Annotated in this window: 15 protein-coding genes; 12 read left to right on the top strand and 3 right to left on the bottom strand. The window is 60.5% G+C overall.

The features are described 5' to 3' along the window. Positions 1 to 81: 81 nt before the first annotated feature. Both GOW98_RS02975 and GOW98_RS02970 read right to left on the bottom strand, forming a co-directional pair. Entirely contained in the window at positions 82 to 786 is a 705-nt protein-coding gene (locus GOW98_RS02975) for a GntR family transcriptional regulator (RefSeq protein WP_170329581.1), read from the bottom strand. A 9-nt stretch (positions 787 to 795) separates the two neighbouring features. After that, positions 796 to 2,148, bottom strand: a complete 1,353-nt coding sequence (locus GOW98_RS02970; RefSeq protein WP_170329580.1) for a formimidoylglutamate deiminase — start codon at positions 2,146 to 2,148, stop codon at positions 796 to 798. A gap of 81 nt (positions 2,149 to 2,229) precedes the next feature. Between GOW98_RS02970 and hutI the strand changes: the two genes are divergently transcribed. From hutI to GOW98_RS02930, 8 genes are all read left to right on the top strand, one after another. Then, positions 2,230 to 3,438 (top strand): imidazolonepropionase, encoded by a 1,209-nt coding sequence (hutI, locus tag GOW98_RS02965; protein ID WP_170329579.1) that lies wholly within the window; start codon positions 2,230 to 2,232, stop codon positions 3,436 to 3,438. Then, complete coding sequence (gene hutH, locus GOW98_RS02960; protein WP_170329578.1) at positions 3,435 to 4,964, top strand: histidine ammonia-lyase; 1,530 nt, start codon at positions 3,435 to 3,437, stop codon at positions 4,962 to 4,964. The genes hutI and hutH overlap by 4 nt, the downstream gene beginning before the upstream one ends. Continuing rightward, the gene (gene hutG / locus GOW98_RS02955; RefSeq protein ID WP_170329577.1) at positions 4,964 to 5,761 is read left to right on the top strand and encodes an N-formylglutamate deformylase; all 798 of its coding nucleotides are present in this window, start codon (positions 4,964 to 4,966) and stop codon (positions 5,759 to 5,761) included. The genes hutH and hutG overlap by 1 nt, the downstream gene beginning before the upstream one ends. Next, positions 5,758 to 7,440 carry a urocanate hydratase gene (gene hutU / locus GOW98_RS02950; RefSeq protein ID WP_170329576.1) on the top strand — a complete coding sequence of 561 codons (1,683 nt, stop codon included), beginning with the start codon at positions 5,758 to 5,760 and terminating at the stop codon, positions 7,438 to 7,440. Before hutG ends, hutU begins: the two co-directional genes overlap by 4 nt. 71 nt (positions 7,441 to 7,511) lie before the next feature. After that, complete coding sequence (gene serB / locus GOW98_RS02945; protein WP_170329575.1) at positions 7,512 to 8,390, top strand: phosphoserine phosphatase SerB; 879 nt, start codon at positions 7,512 to 7,514, stop codon at positions 8,388 to 8,390. 46 nt (positions 8,391 to 8,436) lie between these two features. Continuing rightward, on the top strand, positions 8,437 to 8,766 hold the full coding sequence (locus tag GOW98_RS02940) for an ArsR/SmtB family transcription factor (RefSeq protein ID WP_170329574.1): 330 nt from the start codon (positions 8,437 to 8,439) through the stop codon (positions 8,764 to 8,766). Beyond that, positions 8,754 to 9,179 carry an SRPBCC family protein gene (locus tag GOW98_RS02935; protein ID WP_170329573.1) on the top strand — a complete coding sequence of 142 codons (426 nt, stop codon included), beginning with the start codon at positions 8,754 to 8,756 and terminating at the stop codon, positions 9,177 to 9,179. The genes GOW98_RS02940 and GOW98_RS02935 overlap by 13 nt, the downstream gene beginning before the upstream one ends. Before the next feature lie 24 nt (positions 9,180 to 9,203). Beyond that, positions 9,204 to 9,524, top strand: coding sequence for a YciI family protein (locus GOW98_RS02930; RefSeq protein ID WP_170329572.1), 321 nt, complete (start codon positions 9,204 to 9,206; stop codon positions 9,522 to 9,524). A 3-nt stretch (positions 9,525 to 9,527) separates the two neighbouring features. Here the strand turns inward: GOW98_RS02930 and GOW98_RS02925 are convergent, their stop codons facing one another. Then, positions 9,528 to 10,526: an asparaginase gene (locus GOW98_RS02925; protein ID WP_170329571.1), complete on the bottom strand. Its 999-nt coding sequence runs from the start codon at positions 10,524 to 10,526 to the stop codon at positions 9,528 to 9,530. 179 nt (positions 10,527 to 10,705) lie between these two features. On the opposite strand from GOW98_RS02925, the gene GOW98_RS02920 reads away from it, so the two are divergent. The 4 genes from GOW98_RS02920 (at position 10,706) to rlmN (ending at position 13,344) form a co-directional block, all read left to right on the top strand. Next, the gene (locus tag GOW98_RS02920) at positions 10,706 to 11,239 is read left to right on the top strand and encodes an invasion associated locus B family protein (protein WP_170329570.1); all 534 of its coding nucleotides are present in this window, start codon (positions 10,706 to 10,708) and stop codon (positions 11,237 to 11,239) included. Positions 11,240 to 11,401: 162 nt separating this feature from the next. Beyond that, on the top strand, positions 11,402 to 11,569 hold the full coding sequence (locus GOW98_RS02915; protein ID WP_170329569.1) for a hypothetical protein: 168 nt from the start codon (positions 11,402 to 11,404) through the stop codon (positions 11,567 to 11,569). A gap of 130 nt (positions 11,570 to 11,699) precedes the next feature. Next, entirely contained in the window at positions 11,700 to 12,077 is a 378-nt protein-coding gene (locus tag GOW98_RS02910; RefSeq protein ID WP_170329568.1) for a lysozyme inhibitor LprI family protein, read from the top strand. 79 nt (positions 12,078 to 12,156) lie between these two features. Continuing rightward, a complete protein-coding gene (gene rlmN / locus GOW98_RS02905; RefSeq protein ID WP_170329567.1) occupies positions 12,157 to 13,344 on the top strand; it encodes a 23S rRNA (adenine(2503)-C(2))-methyltransferase RlmN in 1,188 nt (395 codons plus the stop codon). Positions 13,345 to 13,358 lie beyond the last annotated feature (14 nt).

Raw genomic sequence — 13,358 nt, 5'->3', positions numbered from 1 at the left:
GTCATTCCTTTGCGCCTGCTCAATACGGGGCCGAATCTGTCGCGGATTGGTTGGGCGGTAAAGCGGAAAACGGGGTGAGGGTCAGAATTCCGTGGTCATCCGGTAGCCCGCGGCAAAGAACATCTTGGCAAAGGTTACCGGTTCCCCCTGCAGCCATGTGATCCGCTCGCCGGTAAAGACCGGCTCGCCTTCGGGCACGTCCAGAAACCCGGCGACCGTGGCATCGGCGCGGCTGGCCAGAAAGCTCAACTCGACATTGGTGAAGGGCACGGTCTGGATCAGCCACTCATTCGGGCCGATCTGCGAGAAATCCGCCTGCGCCACCTGCGGGACCGAGGCGGTGACGATCCAGCGGTCCTCGTACTGAAACGGTGTGTTGCTGTTGAAATGCATGCAGCGCACATGCACCACGCTTTGTCCCGGTTGCAGGGCCAGACGGGCGCTGAGCCACTCGGGAGCAGTCTCTGAACCAGAGGAAACCAGCGCATAGCGATAGGTGCCGCCCAATGCCTCGACCTCATCGCGGACCATGGGGATGGTGAACCGGGCTTGCCGCTGAGGGGCGCTCAGAACGCGGGTACCGGCTTTGCGGCGACGCTCCAGATAGCCTTCATCGGCCAGTTCGCGCAGGGCGCGATTGACCGTGGTCCGGGTGCAGGAAAACTCGACCGCAAGCTCCTGTTCATTGGGCAGCAGCGAGTCCGGTTGCAACTCGCCCGACCGGATGCGCGCCAAAACGGTCTGTTTGATGTCTTTGTAGCTGGTGGTTTCGCTGGGCTGAGGCATGGCGCAGCTTTAGACCGAGGCCAGCAGGTCCGCAATCGCGGATCGATAGGCGGGGATAATCCGGTCGCGCGCGACGTGGCGGCCCTGTTGTACCATATGACGCCCGGCGGACCACAGATCGGTGACCAACCCATCGGGCGCGGCGAAACACAGCCCGTCCAGCAGTTGGTTATCGCTGAGGGCGCAGAGGGTCGGGTGGTTTCGGTCAACGGCCACTAGATCTGCCAGTTTGCCCTCGGCAATCTCACCCGCGTTGCGACCAAGGGCCTGCGCGCCACCCAGCGCCGCCTGGGTGTAAAGCGCGTGACCGACCGAGCCGTCCTTGACCAGAACAGCCCGCTGTTTGTCGCGCAAACGCTGAGAGTATTCCAGCGTGCGCAGCTCCTCGGGCAGGGAAATCCTAATGTTAGAGTCTGATCCAACGCCAAAACGCCCCCCTTCAGCGACATATACAGCGCCGTTGAAGATACCGTCGCCCAGATTGGCCTCGGTGATTGGACACAGGCCTGCAACGGCGCTGGAACGGGCCAAGGCAGAGGTTTCAGCATCGGTCATGTGAGTCGCGTGGATCAGGCACCAGCGCGCGTCGACAGGCGCATTGTCCAGCAACCAGGCTACGGGACGTTGGCCCAACGCGGCCTGCACATCGGTGACCTCCTGCACTTGTTCAGCGATGTGGATATGCACGGGTCCATCAGATGTGGCCACAAGCGCCTTGGACAAATCCAAGGGCGAAGTTGCGCGTAACGAATGCGGCGCTATACCCACCTCAGAGTCACTGTCTGGCAACCTAGAGCGGCACTCATCGACCAATTTCAGGAACCGCTCCACATCGTTGCCAAACCGCAACTGCCCGCCCGAGAGCGGCTCCTGCGCGACGCCGCCATAGGTGTAGAGTACGGGCAAGTGGGTCAGTCCGATCCCCGTTTGCTGCGCGGCGGAAAGGATGCGCTGGCTGAGTTCCGACAACTGGTCATAAGGCGCGCCACCCGGTTGGTGATGGACATAGTGGAACTCACCGACCGAGGCATACCCGGCCTCTTGCATCTCCATGAACACCAGCGCGGCGATGGCTTCGATCTGCTCCGGCGTCAGGCGGTCCAGAAAGCGGTACATCAGGTTGCGCCAGGTCCAGAAACTCTCGCGCCCGGCAGCGCGGGTCTCGGTCATGCCCGCCATGGCCCGTTGAAAAGCATGGCTGTGCAGGTTCCCCAGGGCAGGCAACAGCACATCGACTTGCACGTCCCCGGGGGCAGCAGCGGCCTGATTCCGAATGCGGGTAATGCGCCCGAGGTCGATCTCGACCCGCACATCATGAGCCCAATCAGAGCCTAATAAGGCTGTTTTAGCGTGGATCAGCATTCCGCTTCCAATTTGTGTAGACTTTATATTTTTACACGTATACGAAAAAATCAAGCAAGAGGGGAGCTGAAAAGAATCGCCATGACCCAAAAAATGGTCCTGACCAGCGCCGCGATGGCCACGATGTTTGGGGGCGATCCGCCCTATGGGCTCTGCCGGGATGCGGCGATTGCCATCGACGGCTCAGTTATCGTCTGGGCCGGTGAGCGACGGGGCCTGCCCGCCGAATACGCCGATTGGACGGTTGAGGATTTTGGAGCGCGCCTGATCACGCCCGCCCTGATCGATGCGCACACCCATGTTGTATTCGGCGGCAACCGCGCGACCGAGTTTGAGATGCGCCTGAATGGGGCTTCCTACGAGGAAATCGCCCGGGCGGGCGGCGGCATCCTGTCCACGGTCAACGCCACGCGCTCGGCCAGCGAGGCGGAACTGCTGACCGACGCGCTGACCCGGGTGGACGCATTGATCGCCGAGGGTGTGTGCACCATCGAGGTCAAGTCCGGCTATGGGCTGGATACGGAAACCGAGCTGAAGATGTTGCGCGTGGCTCGCCGGATCGGCGAAGCCCGCCCGGTGCGGGTCAAAACAAGCTTTCTGGGCGCCCATGCGGTGCCGCCCGAATATGCCGGACGGGCCGATGACTATATCCAAAAGGTCTGCATCCCAACTCTGCGTACGGCACATGCCGAGGGGCTGGTGGATGCGGTGGACGGGTTCTGCGAAGGCATCGCCTTCTCCCCCGCCCAGATCGCTCAGGTTTTCGACGTGGCGCAAGAGCTCGGCCTGTCGGTGAAGCTACATGCTGAACAACTGTCCAATCTGGGCGGTGCGCGGCTGGCGGCCTCGTACGGGGCGCTATCGGCGGATCATATCGAATATCTGGACGCAGAAGGTGTGAAAGCCATGGCCGAAGCGGGCACCGCAGCGGTGCTGCTGCCGGGTGCGTTCTATACGCTGCGCGAAACGCAGATGCCGCCGGTTGATTTGCTGCGTCAGCATCAGGTCCCAATGGCGCTAGCGACCGATTGCAACCCCGGCTCATCGCCGCTGACCTCGCTGTTGCTAACGATGAATATGGGCTGCACCTTGTTCCGTCTGACGCCCGAAGAGGCTTTGACCGGTGTCACCCGCAACGCTGCACACGCGTTGGGGATCAGCGATGCGGGCATGATCGCTCCGGGCCAGAGGGCGGATCTGGCGGTCTGGGATGTGACGCACCCGGCTGAGCTGTCCTATCGCATCGGCTTCAACCCTCTACACAAACGCCTATTTGGAGGGTTGGAATGACACCTCTGTCTTTGCAACCAGGTCAAGTGACGTTGGCGCAACTGGCCCGGGTCTATTGGGACCAATCCGCCGTCGTGCTGGACCCTGACTGCCAACCAGCTGTCGAGGTGGCAGCACGGCGCATTCAGGTCGCCGCTCTGGGTGACGCGCCAGTTTACGGCGTCAACACGGGCTTCGGCAAGCTGGCCAGTCACAAGATCGCGCCACAGGATACCTCAACCCTGCAGCGCAACCTGATCCTCAGCCATTGTTGCGGTGTTGGCCCGGCCATACCCCGACGCGTGGCCCGGCTGATGATGACGCTCAAGTTGCTGTCGTTCGGTCGCGGCGCCTCGGGTGTTCGGTGGGAGTTGATTGAGCTGTTGCAGCAGATGCTGGCGCGCGGCGTTACACCGGTGATCCCGGCGCAGGGGTCTGTGGGCGCGTCGGGGGATCTGGCGCCGCTGGCCCACATGACTGCCGTGATCATCGGAGAAGGTGAAGCCGAGGTGAACGGAAACATCCTGCCGGGCGCTCAGGCACTGAATACCGTTGGTTTAGAGCCGATTCAGCTTGGCCCAAAAGAAGGCCTGGCCTTTATCAACGGCACCCAGTTTTCAACCGCTTTTGCGCTGGCAGGCCTGTTCGATGCCTGGCGTACGGCGCAAAGCGCGCTGGTTATTTCGGCCCTGTCGACCGATGCGATCATGGGGTCCACTGCGCCTCTTCGGCCCGAAATTCACACTCTGCGCGGCCATCGCGGCCAGACCGAGGCCGCCAGCGCCATGCGTGCCGTGCTGGAAGGATCGGGAATCCGGGAAAGTCATCGGGAAGGTGATACCCGTGTGCAGGATCCGTATTGCATCCGATGTCAGCCGCAGGTCACTGGGGCGGCCATGGACGTGATGCGGCAGGCCGCTGCTACGCTTGAGATCGAGGCTAACGCCGCCACCGACAATCCGCTGGTCCTTGAGGACGGCATCGTTTCGGGCGGCAACTTCCAGGCCGAACCCGTCGGGTTTGCCGCCGATATGATCGCGTTGGCACTGTCCGAGGTTGGCGCCATCGCCCAGCGACGCATTGCGCTGATGGTAGACCCGGCGCTCAGCTTTGATCTGCCGCCGTTCCTGACCCCTGATCCGGGGCTGAATTCCGGTCTGATGATCGCCGAGGTCACCACGGCTGCACTGATGAGCGAGAACAAACATCTGGCCAACCCCTGCGTGACCGACAGCACTCCGACGTCGGCCAATCAGGAGGACCACGTGTCGATGGCCGCTCATGGCGCCCGGCGACTGTCAAGGATGGTCGAAAACCTGAACTACATTCTAGGGGTTGAACTACTCTGCGCGGCACAAGGGGTGGAATTTCGCGCGCCATTGGTCACCAGCGGACCATTGCAGAGGGTCATTTCCCGGCTGCGGGTAGATATCCCCTCGCTGGACGAGGACCGTTATCTGGCACCGGAATTGGAGGCCGCTAAACAACTGGTGGCTGAAGGCGCGATCCTTGGTGCGGTGGGTAGCCCTATGCCGGAGCTGAAATGATGCAAGTGGTCAGCGTGCAGCGTGGAGATAGCCCGATTGTGCTGGGCCAGCCCCATGGCGGAACCTTCGTGCCGGACAACATCGCAGCCCGTCTCAACGACACAGGACGCGCGCTGGCGGACACAGACTGGCACATAAGCAGGCTCTATGAAGGGCTTTTGGATAGTGCGACTGTGGTGCAATCACATGTGCACCGTTATGTCATCGATGCCAATCGCGACCCCGAAGGGGTGTCGCTCTACCCCGGTCAAAACACAACGACACTGGTGCCATTGACCGATTTTGACGGACAGCCGATCTGGCGCGATGGGCAGGAGCCCTCGGTGGATGAGATCGAACAGCGCAGGCAGGCCTACCACGCGCCCTATCACGCGGCGCTTGCCAACGAGTTGCAGCGCGTCCGCGATCGTTATGGCGTGGCGGTTTTGTATGACTGCCACTCGATCCGCAGCCGTATTCCGTTTCTGTTCGAGGGAACATTGCCGGACATGAATATCGGAACGGATGGCGGCGCGACCTGTGCGCTACAAATAGAGTCTATTACAAATGAAATCGCGAATTCCTCCCCGTATAGCACGGTTCTGAACGGCCGGTTTCGCGGTGGATGGACAACGCGGCATTATGGTTGCCCGGCCGACGGGATACATGCCATCCAGATGGAGTTGGCGCAGTCCACCTATCTGACGTCTGAGGCTGCTCCGTGGAGTTATGACACCGAAAAAGCCGACCGCCTGCGCTACTGGCTGCGCGGTATTCTGGATGCGATCCAACACACAGCATTGGAGCTTACGCCATGACCGACCCTCGCAAGAACACCCGCGATATATATCCACCAACCGGGCCTGAGCTGAACGCCAAAAGCTGGGTGACCGAGGCACCGCTGCGGATGCTTATGAACAACCTGCATCCGGATGTGGCCGAGAACCCGCATGAGCTGGTTGTTTATGGCGGCATCGGGCGTGCGGCGCGGACGTGGCAGGACTTCGACACTATTGTCGCTGGATTGAAGGACTTGGAAGAGGATGAGACGCTGATCGTCCAGTCCGGCAAACCCGTTGCGATCATTCGCACACATAAGGATGCGCCGCGCGTTCTGATTGCCAATTCGAACCTCGTTCCGCATTGGGCGACATGGGATCACTTCAACGAGCTCGATAAAAAAGGCCTGATGATGTACGGCCAGATGACCGCTGGCTCGTGGATCTATATCGGCACGCAGGGCATCGTTCAGGGTACGTACGAGACCTTTGCCGAGGCCGGGCGTCAGCACTATGGCGGCGATCTGACCGGCAAGTGGATCCTGACCGGCGGGCTGGGCGGTATGGGCGGCGCACAGCCGCTGGCTGCAGTGTTTGCAGGAGCCTGTTGTCTGGCTGTCGAATGCAACCCCGACAGCATCGATTTCCGCTTGCGGACCAAATACCTCGACGAAAAGGCGGAAACGCTGGACGAAGCTCTGGCGATGATCGACCGCTGGACCAAGGCCGGCGAGGCGAAATCTGTGGGCCTGCTGGGCAATGCCGCCGAGATTTTCCCAGAGATTTACCGTCGGATGTCAGAGGGTGGGATGCGTCCCGATATCGTGACCGATCAGACCAGCGCACATGATCCTATCAATGGCTATCTGCCGCTGGGCTGGACCATGGGAGAGTGGCGTGAGAAGCGTGAAACAGACCCTAAGTCGGTAGAAAAGGCTGCTCGCACTTCGATGAAACAGCACGTTGCCGCGATGGTAGATTTCTGGAGTGCGGGTGTGCCGACGCTGGATTATGGCAACAACATCCGGCAGGTGGCGCAGGATGAGGGGTTGGAGAACGCCTTTGCTTTCCCCGGTTTTGTGCCTGCCTATATCCGCCCGCTGTTCTGCAAGGGGATCGGCCCGTTCCGCTGGTGTGCTCTGTCCGGCGACCCCGAGGATATTTACAAGACCGACGCCAAGATGAAGGAGCTGTTCCCCGAGAACGAGCACCTGCACCGATGGCTCGACATGGCGCAAGAGCGGATCGCGTTTCAGGGCTTGCCCGCACGTATCTGCTGGATCGGGTTGGGGGACCGTCACCGCGCCGGGCTGGCCTTCAACGAGATGGTTGCCAACGGTGAGTTGAAAGCGCCGGTTGTGATCGGGCGTGACCATCTGGACAGTGGTTCGGTCGCCAGCCCCAACCGCGAAACCGAGGCGATGCTGGACGGTTCGGACGCGGTATCTGACTGGCCCTTGCTGAACGCACTGATCAACACGGCCAGCGGGGCGACATGGGTGTCGTTGCATCATGGTGGTGGTGTTGGGATGGGGTTCAGCCAGCACGCCGGTGTGGTGATTTGTGCCGACGGCACCGAGGACGCCGCCAGACGCTTGGAACGGGTTCTTTGGAATGATCCGGCTTCGGGTGTGTGGCGTCATGCGGATGCGGGCTATGAAATTGCCAAGGATTGCGCCCGCGCGCATGGGCTGCGTCTGCCGGGAATTCTTGGCTGACCGCATCAAACTGTCACTGGCGAAAATGCTGCACCTGCGATATGCGCAGGTGAGCTTGCCGGAGATCGATGATGTATGTAGCCACGCTGCTAACCAACCCGAAGACGCCCTCGCTGGATCAGGTGTTGTTGGAGTCTTTGCGCAATGCGTGGGGCGGAGGGGACGGCACGTGGCTCAGCCCTGATGAGGCGGCGGAGTTCACCCTGCCAGAGTTACCCGACAATCGCTGGGATGTCTGGGCCGACTTGCAACAGATGGGTGTAGACATGATCGTTCAACCTGCCGAAGGGCGGCGCAAGAAAATGCTGCTGGCCGATATGGACAGCACCATGATCCAGCAGGAGTGCATTGACGAACTGGCCGACGAGGCAGGTGTCGGTGACCGGGTCAAAGACATCACCGCGCGGGCGATGAATGGCGAGTTGGATTTCGAGGGCGCGCTGATTGAACGGGTCGGTCTGTTGACGGGGCTGGATGAGGCGGTGATCGGCAAGGTGCTGCAGGAACGCATCACGCTGATGCCGGGCGGTCGGGAACTGGTCGCAACGATGCGCGCGAACGGCGGCTACGCGGCTTTGGTCTCGGGCGGGTTCACGGCGTTCACTGCGAACGTGGCGGAGCAATTGGGTTTTGACGAGAACCGCGCCAATACGCTGCTGGCCGAGAGTGGCAAGCTAACCGGTGATGTGCAGCGCCCGATTCTGGGCAAGCAGGCCAAGGTAGATGCATTGGAACAGATCACAAAGCGATTGGGCCTGTCTGAGGCCGACGTGCTGGCCGTGGGCGATGGTGCCAATGATCTGGGTATGTTGGGCCGGGCCGGAACCGGGGTGGCGCTGCACGCCAAGCCCTCGGTCGCGCAGCAATGCGACATTCGGGTTAATTACGGAGATCTGACGGCGTTACTCTACTTGCAGGGCTATTCCCGTTCGACCTTTGCCGAGGTTTGACCGCAAGGGGCTTCCCTTTATTTAACTAAAATGTTAAACGAAGGTCATGAACACGCTTCTGACCGCATTCTCGGCCTTGTCCGACGCCACCCGATTCTCGATCGTCGAGCAGTTGATGCAGGATGGCGAACTGCCCGCCGGTGACCTGATTGAGGGACGCGGCATGTCCGGTGCCGCGATCTCGCGCCATCTGAAGGTGCTGCGAGAAGCTGGGCTGGTACAGCAACGGATACAAGGCAGCCAGCGGATGTATTCCATCCAGCCCGAGGGGCTGCGGGCGATTGCCGAATGGACCATCTCGAAACGGCAATTTTGGGAAGGCAGCCTAGACCGTTTGACCGATTTGATTGAAAGGGAGGATTCATGGCCGACCTGAAACTGGAACGTGAGTTTCCCACCACGCCGGAAAACCTTTTTGCCTGGATCAGCGATGGCGCAAAGCTGTTGCAATGGTGGGGGCCGGAAGGGATGCATGTACCCGAGCATGATCTGGATTTTTCACGCCTCGGGCCGTGGTATTCAGTGATGCAGAACGCCGAGGGCCAGCAATACAAGGTCTCGGGGCAGGTCACCCATGTCGATCCGCCCAACTCGGTGGGGTTCACCTGGGGCTGGCATGACTATCAGGATCACCGCGGTGCCGAAAGCCATGTGACGCTGACCGTAGAACCGGCTGGCGAGGGGGCGCGCCTGATTCTGGATCACCGCGATCTGGATGATGATGAGATCGCAGCGAACCACAACCAGGGCTGGACTTCATCGCTGCGCAAGCTCGAAGCGCAATTTTAAGTATTTCATCAAGGAGGAAGAGAAATGCCTCAGTATTTGTTTGTCTATCACGGCGGTCATACTCCGACCGATCCCGCCGAGATCGAAGCAACCATGGCCGCCTGGGGCGCATGGTTTCAGAACATGGGCGACGCGCTGGACATTCCCGGCAACCCGGTGGGCCAGTCCTATACGGTCAGTTCCGGTGGCGTCGTTGACAATGGTGGGGCAAACCCTGCGTCGGGCTTTACCGTCATCAAGGCCGACAGCATCGACGCCGCGACCGAGATGGCCAAGGGCTGCCCCATGGTTGTCAGCGGAACAGGCTCGGTCGAAGTGGCCGAGGTGCATCCAATCGAGATGTGACCCTTAACCGGGGAAACCTGGTGCCGGGCGGATCACGCCGCATTCTATCCCGCGGCGGCTGTATTGGATGGCGTTCATGAATTTGCGGGTGGCCGGGTGTTCGGCCTCCAACACGCCCAGATGCACCAAAAGGGCAGCGATGGCGCATTCGCTGGCGCGGGTGGTGCCATCGGCGATCTTCAGCGCCACACCCATGCGTTTTTCCGGGATGATGGCGACGAAAACGGCTTCGGCCCCGGTTTTGATCGCAGCCCGGCCCTCCATGGCGCGCATCAGCTCGGTACAAGCGCGGTTTTCACCCGCCACCAGTTCCGGGTGCTTGATCATCGCGGCGGTTAACTGCTGCGCAGCATCGCTGGCCCGGTCCGACCGGTCGGCAGCCGACGCAAACCATGCCATCGAGCGCGCCAGCCCCACCAGCGACGTCGCAAAGTTCGGGGCCGAACAGCCATCGATCCCATAGGCCGGGCTAGTCTCTCCCGTTGTTTCCTCAAGCGCGGACAGACACGCCTGTTGCACGTCATGATCGATCTCAAGATATTCAGGCCCCGCGCCCATATGCTGCGCTACCGTCAGGAACCCGCAGTGTTTGCCCGAGCAGTTGTTGTGAATCTGGCAAGGCGTATCATCGGCCAGAATCAGCCCGTCGCGCGCCGCCATGTCCTGTGGCTCTTGCGGGCCGCAGCGCAGATCATGCTCGGTCAGGCCCAGATGGTCCAACCAGGCCGACACACGGTCCGTGTGGATATGCGCGCCGCTATGCGAGGCACAGGCCAGCGCCAGATGCTCGGAATTCAGTCCGTATTTCGCAGCCGCGCCGGAGGTGATCAGCGGAAGCCCTTGAATCATCTTGGCCGAAGACCGGGGATAGATCGTCACATCCGGGTCGCCCCAGCTTTGCACGATCTGGCCGCTGTCATCGCAAATCACCGCGTGGCCCAGATGCAGGCTTTCCAACAACGGGCCGCGCCACAGTTCTGTCATTGCTACGGGCTGTGTCATCTGGACCTCCGATTTTTATGCGCAAAATTCTGCCAATCGCCCTTTCGCCTGTGGCGAAACCTGCGTTAGTGTGTGTATGTCGACAATCATCGGAATACGCAACTTACAGACGAACCGGCAAGGGGCGCAGGCATTTCCGATGGGTATGAGGTTTTTGGTCGAGCTAGGAGGCTGGACAGATGGGATCGAAACTCGTCCGCGTGATAGCGGGCCTGTGCGTGGCAGGGATGGCCACAACCGCAACCGCTCAACAGGCGTCCAGCACCAATCGCGTGGCCGCCAAGACGGATTGGAGCGTGTTCGTCGAAAAGGATCCCACCGAATGCTGGAGCGTGGCAACCCCCGACGAAACCGTAAACACACGCGGCGGGCGCGTGGTCTCGGTGCGGCGCAGCGACATCCTGCTGTTTGTGGTTTTCCGCCCCAGTGAAAATGTCGCTGGTCAGGTGTCCTTTACCGGCGGATACCCGTTTGCGGCCGGGTCTTCGGTCAATGTCCGGATCGACGATCAGGAGTTCGAGTTCATCACTGACGGCGAATGGGCCTGGCCCGCGACACAAGGGCAGGAGCCCAAAGTGATCGAAGCCATGAAAAAAGGCACCGAGGCGGTGGTGACCGCGCGATCCGAACGCGGAACGCAGACCAAGGACACGTTCTCGTTGCTGGGATTCACCGCGGCACTTGAGGATGCCCAGAAACGCTGCGCGAACTGATCGCCATCTGCAGGCTAGCGAAACCCTGTCATCCGGCGGGGTTTTCTTTTGGTGAAAACACATCCGCTTGACGCCACGTCTGCGTGAAAAGTTGATCCGTATCAAAGTGAGCGACCGATGTTTCTGAACTAATCAGTTCAGAGACAAGGAAGGAGCTTGCCTATGCTGAAAAAAACCATTGTCGCCTTCATGATGACCGTCGCCATGTTCCTGAGCGCCTGTGAAAAAGACACTGATACCTACCCTGTATCCGGTGAGCAGTGCGGCCCGGAGGATCCGGTGAAAACGCTGGACGCCGCAGATTGCGATGTGCTGCCTGCGGGCATCTGAGGGGCTTAACCTGACCCGACAAACATGAATCGGTCGCATCGGCTTGGTCGGTGCGGCCGATCAGTATTTGGGGCCTTGGCTGATGGCATGGTATCATGGTTCGGTGCGAAGCCTCAGTTGGGAATAGAATATGCGCCACGCCTTGCTTTTACTGTTGTTGCCATCCGCGGCTTTGGCGGACCCGACGCTGGAGTGTACGAATGCGGGATCGCAGGTCGAAATCGGATCCTGCGTAAGCGCGATGGAGGACCGGGTCGCTCTGGCGCTGGAGGAAAGTTACGGCTTTGCCCTGCAGGCCGCCGCAGAGCTGGATGATGTCACGGGGCGCAACGTTGCGCAGCCCGCTTTGGAAGCCGCGCAATCGGCTTGGGAAAGCTACCGGGATGCGCAATGCGAGGCCATCGGTGCTTCATACGGCGGTGGGTCCGGAACCGGCATCGCGATCACGTCCTGCCGTGTCGATCTGGGGCGAGCAAGAGTGGATGAATTGCTGCGCTTTGCCGATTGATCGATACGATTCCTTTTGATCTTTGCGGATGTTCCTATATAGAGGCGCATCCCAAGCCAGAATCCGTTGAGATAGCCCCATGTCGCCCAAAGCGCCGATCACTCAAGACGTCATGACCATCCCCCGCAAATTGCCCGAGGGGAAGATTAACCTTGTCGGCCTGACCCGCGACCAGTTGCGCGAGGTTCTGATCGAGTACGGCACGCCGGAAAAGCAGGCCAAGATGCGGACCGGTCAGATCTGGCAATGGATCTATCAATGGGGTGTGCGCGACTTTGCCGAGATGACCAATCTGGCCAAGGCTTATCGTGCGCAACTGGACGAGAATTTCGTGATCGAAATCCCTGAGGTTGTGACCCGTCAGGTCTCCGAGGACGGCACCCGCAAGTACCTGTGCCGCATCGCGGGTGGGCATGAGGTCGAGGTGGTCTATATCCCCGAAGAGGATCGTGGCACGCTGTGCATCTCGTCTCAGGTCGGGTGCACGCTGACCTGTTCATTCTGCCATACGGGCACGCAGAAACTGGTGCGCAACCTGACCGCGGCCGAGATTGTCGGACAGGTAATGATGGCGCGTGATGATCTTGAGGAATGGCCCGTTCCCGGCGCACCTAAGGACGAAACGCGCCTGCTGTCGAATATCGTTCTGATGGGCATGGGCGAGCCGCTCTACAACTTCGAGAACGTCCGCGACGCGATGAAGATCGCCATGGACCCCGAGGGGATTTCCCTGTCGCGCCGTCGCATCACGCTGTCGACTTCGGGCGTGGTGCCCGAGATTGCACGCACGGCCGAGGAAATCGGTTGCCTGCTAGCGATCTCGTTCCATGCCACCACGGATGAAACCCGCGACGTGCTGGTGCCCATCAACAAGCGCTGGAATATCGAGGAACTGCTGCAGGCGCTGGCCAGCTATCCCAAAGCCTCGAATTCCGAGCGGATCACGTTCGAATATGTGATGCTGGATGGCGTCAATGACAGTGACGAGGATGCGCACCGTCTGATCGACCACATCAAACGTCATAACATCCCGGCCAAGATCAACCTGATTCCGTTCAACGAGTGGCCGGGCGCGCCGTACAAGCGCAGCTCGAACAACCGTATCCGGGCTTTTGCGAATATCATCTATCAGGCGGGCTATGCCTCTCCCATCCGCAAAACCCGCGGTGAAGATATCATGGCGGCCTGTGGTCAATTGAAATCAGCCACCGAGCGCGCCCGCAAATCGCGCAAGCAGATCGAGGCTGAGGCCGGGCTGCAGCGTTGATTGTATCGCGTAGG

Origin of the sequence: Ruegeria arenilitoris (assembly GCF_013032445.1) — a bacterium.
GTDB classification, from domain to species: domain Bacteria; phylum Pseudomonadota; class Alphaproteobacteria; order Rhodobacterales; family Rhodobacteraceae; genus Ruegeria; species Ruegeria arenilitoris_F.
This window is presented reverse-complemented; position numbering and strand designations above follow the sequence as displayed.

Coding starts and splice junctions, on each gene's coding strand:
- GOW98_RS02975 (WP_170329581.1), bottom strand. CDS start 786: ATGCCTCAGCCCAGCGAAACCACCAGCTACAAAGACATCAAACAGACC.
- GOW98_RS02970 (WP_170329580.1), bottom strand. CDS start 2,148: ATGCTGATCCACGCTAAAACAGCCTTATTAGGCTCTGATTGGGCTCAT.
- hutI (WP_170329579.1), top strand. CDS start 2,230: ATGACCCAAAAAATGGTCCTGACCAGCGCCGCGATGGCCACGATGTTT.
- hutH (WP_170329578.1), top strand. CDS start 3,435: ATGACACCTCTGTCTTTGCAACCAGGTCAAGTGACGTTGGCGCAACTG.
- hutG (WP_170329577.1), top strand. CDS start 4,964: ATGCAAGTGGTCAGCGTGCAGCGTGGAGATAGCCCGATTGTGCTGGGC.
- hutU (WP_170329576.1), top strand. CDS start 5,758: ATGACCGACCCTCGCAAGAACACCCGCGATATATATCCACCAACCGGG.
- serB (WP_170329575.1), top strand. CDS start 7,512: ATGTATGTAGCCACGCTGCTAACCAACCCGAAGACGCCCTCGCTGGAT.
- GOW98_RS02940 (WP_170329574.1), top strand. CDS start 8,437: ATGAACACGCTTCTGACCGCATTCTCGGCCTTGTCCGACGCCACCCGA.
- GOW98_RS02935 (WP_170329573.1), top strand. CDS start 8,754: ATGGCCGACCTGAAACTGGAACGTGAGTTTCCCACCACGCCGGAAAAC.
- GOW98_RS02930 (WP_170329572.1), top strand. CDS start 9,204: ATGCCTCAGTATTTGTTTGTCTATCACGGCGGTCATACTCCGACCGAT.
- GOW98_RS02925 (WP_170329571.1), bottom strand. CDS start 10,526: ATGACACAGCCCGTAGCAATGACAGAACTGTGGCGCGGCCCGTTGTTG.
- GOW98_RS02920 (WP_170329570.1), top strand. CDS start 10,706: ATGGGATCGAAACTCGTCCGCGTGATAGCGGGCCTGTGCGTGGCAGGG.
- GOW98_RS02915 (WP_170329569.1), top strand. CDS start 11,402: ATGCTGAAAAAAACCATTGTCGCCTTCATGATGACCGTCGCCATGTTC.
- GOW98_RS02910 (WP_170329568.1), top strand. CDS start 11,700: ATGCGCCACGCCTTGCTTTTACTGTTGTTGCCATCCGCGGCTTTGGCG.
- rlmN (WP_170329567.1), top strand. CDS start 12,157: ATGTCGCCCAAAGCGCCGATCACTCAAGACGTCATGACCATCCCCCGC.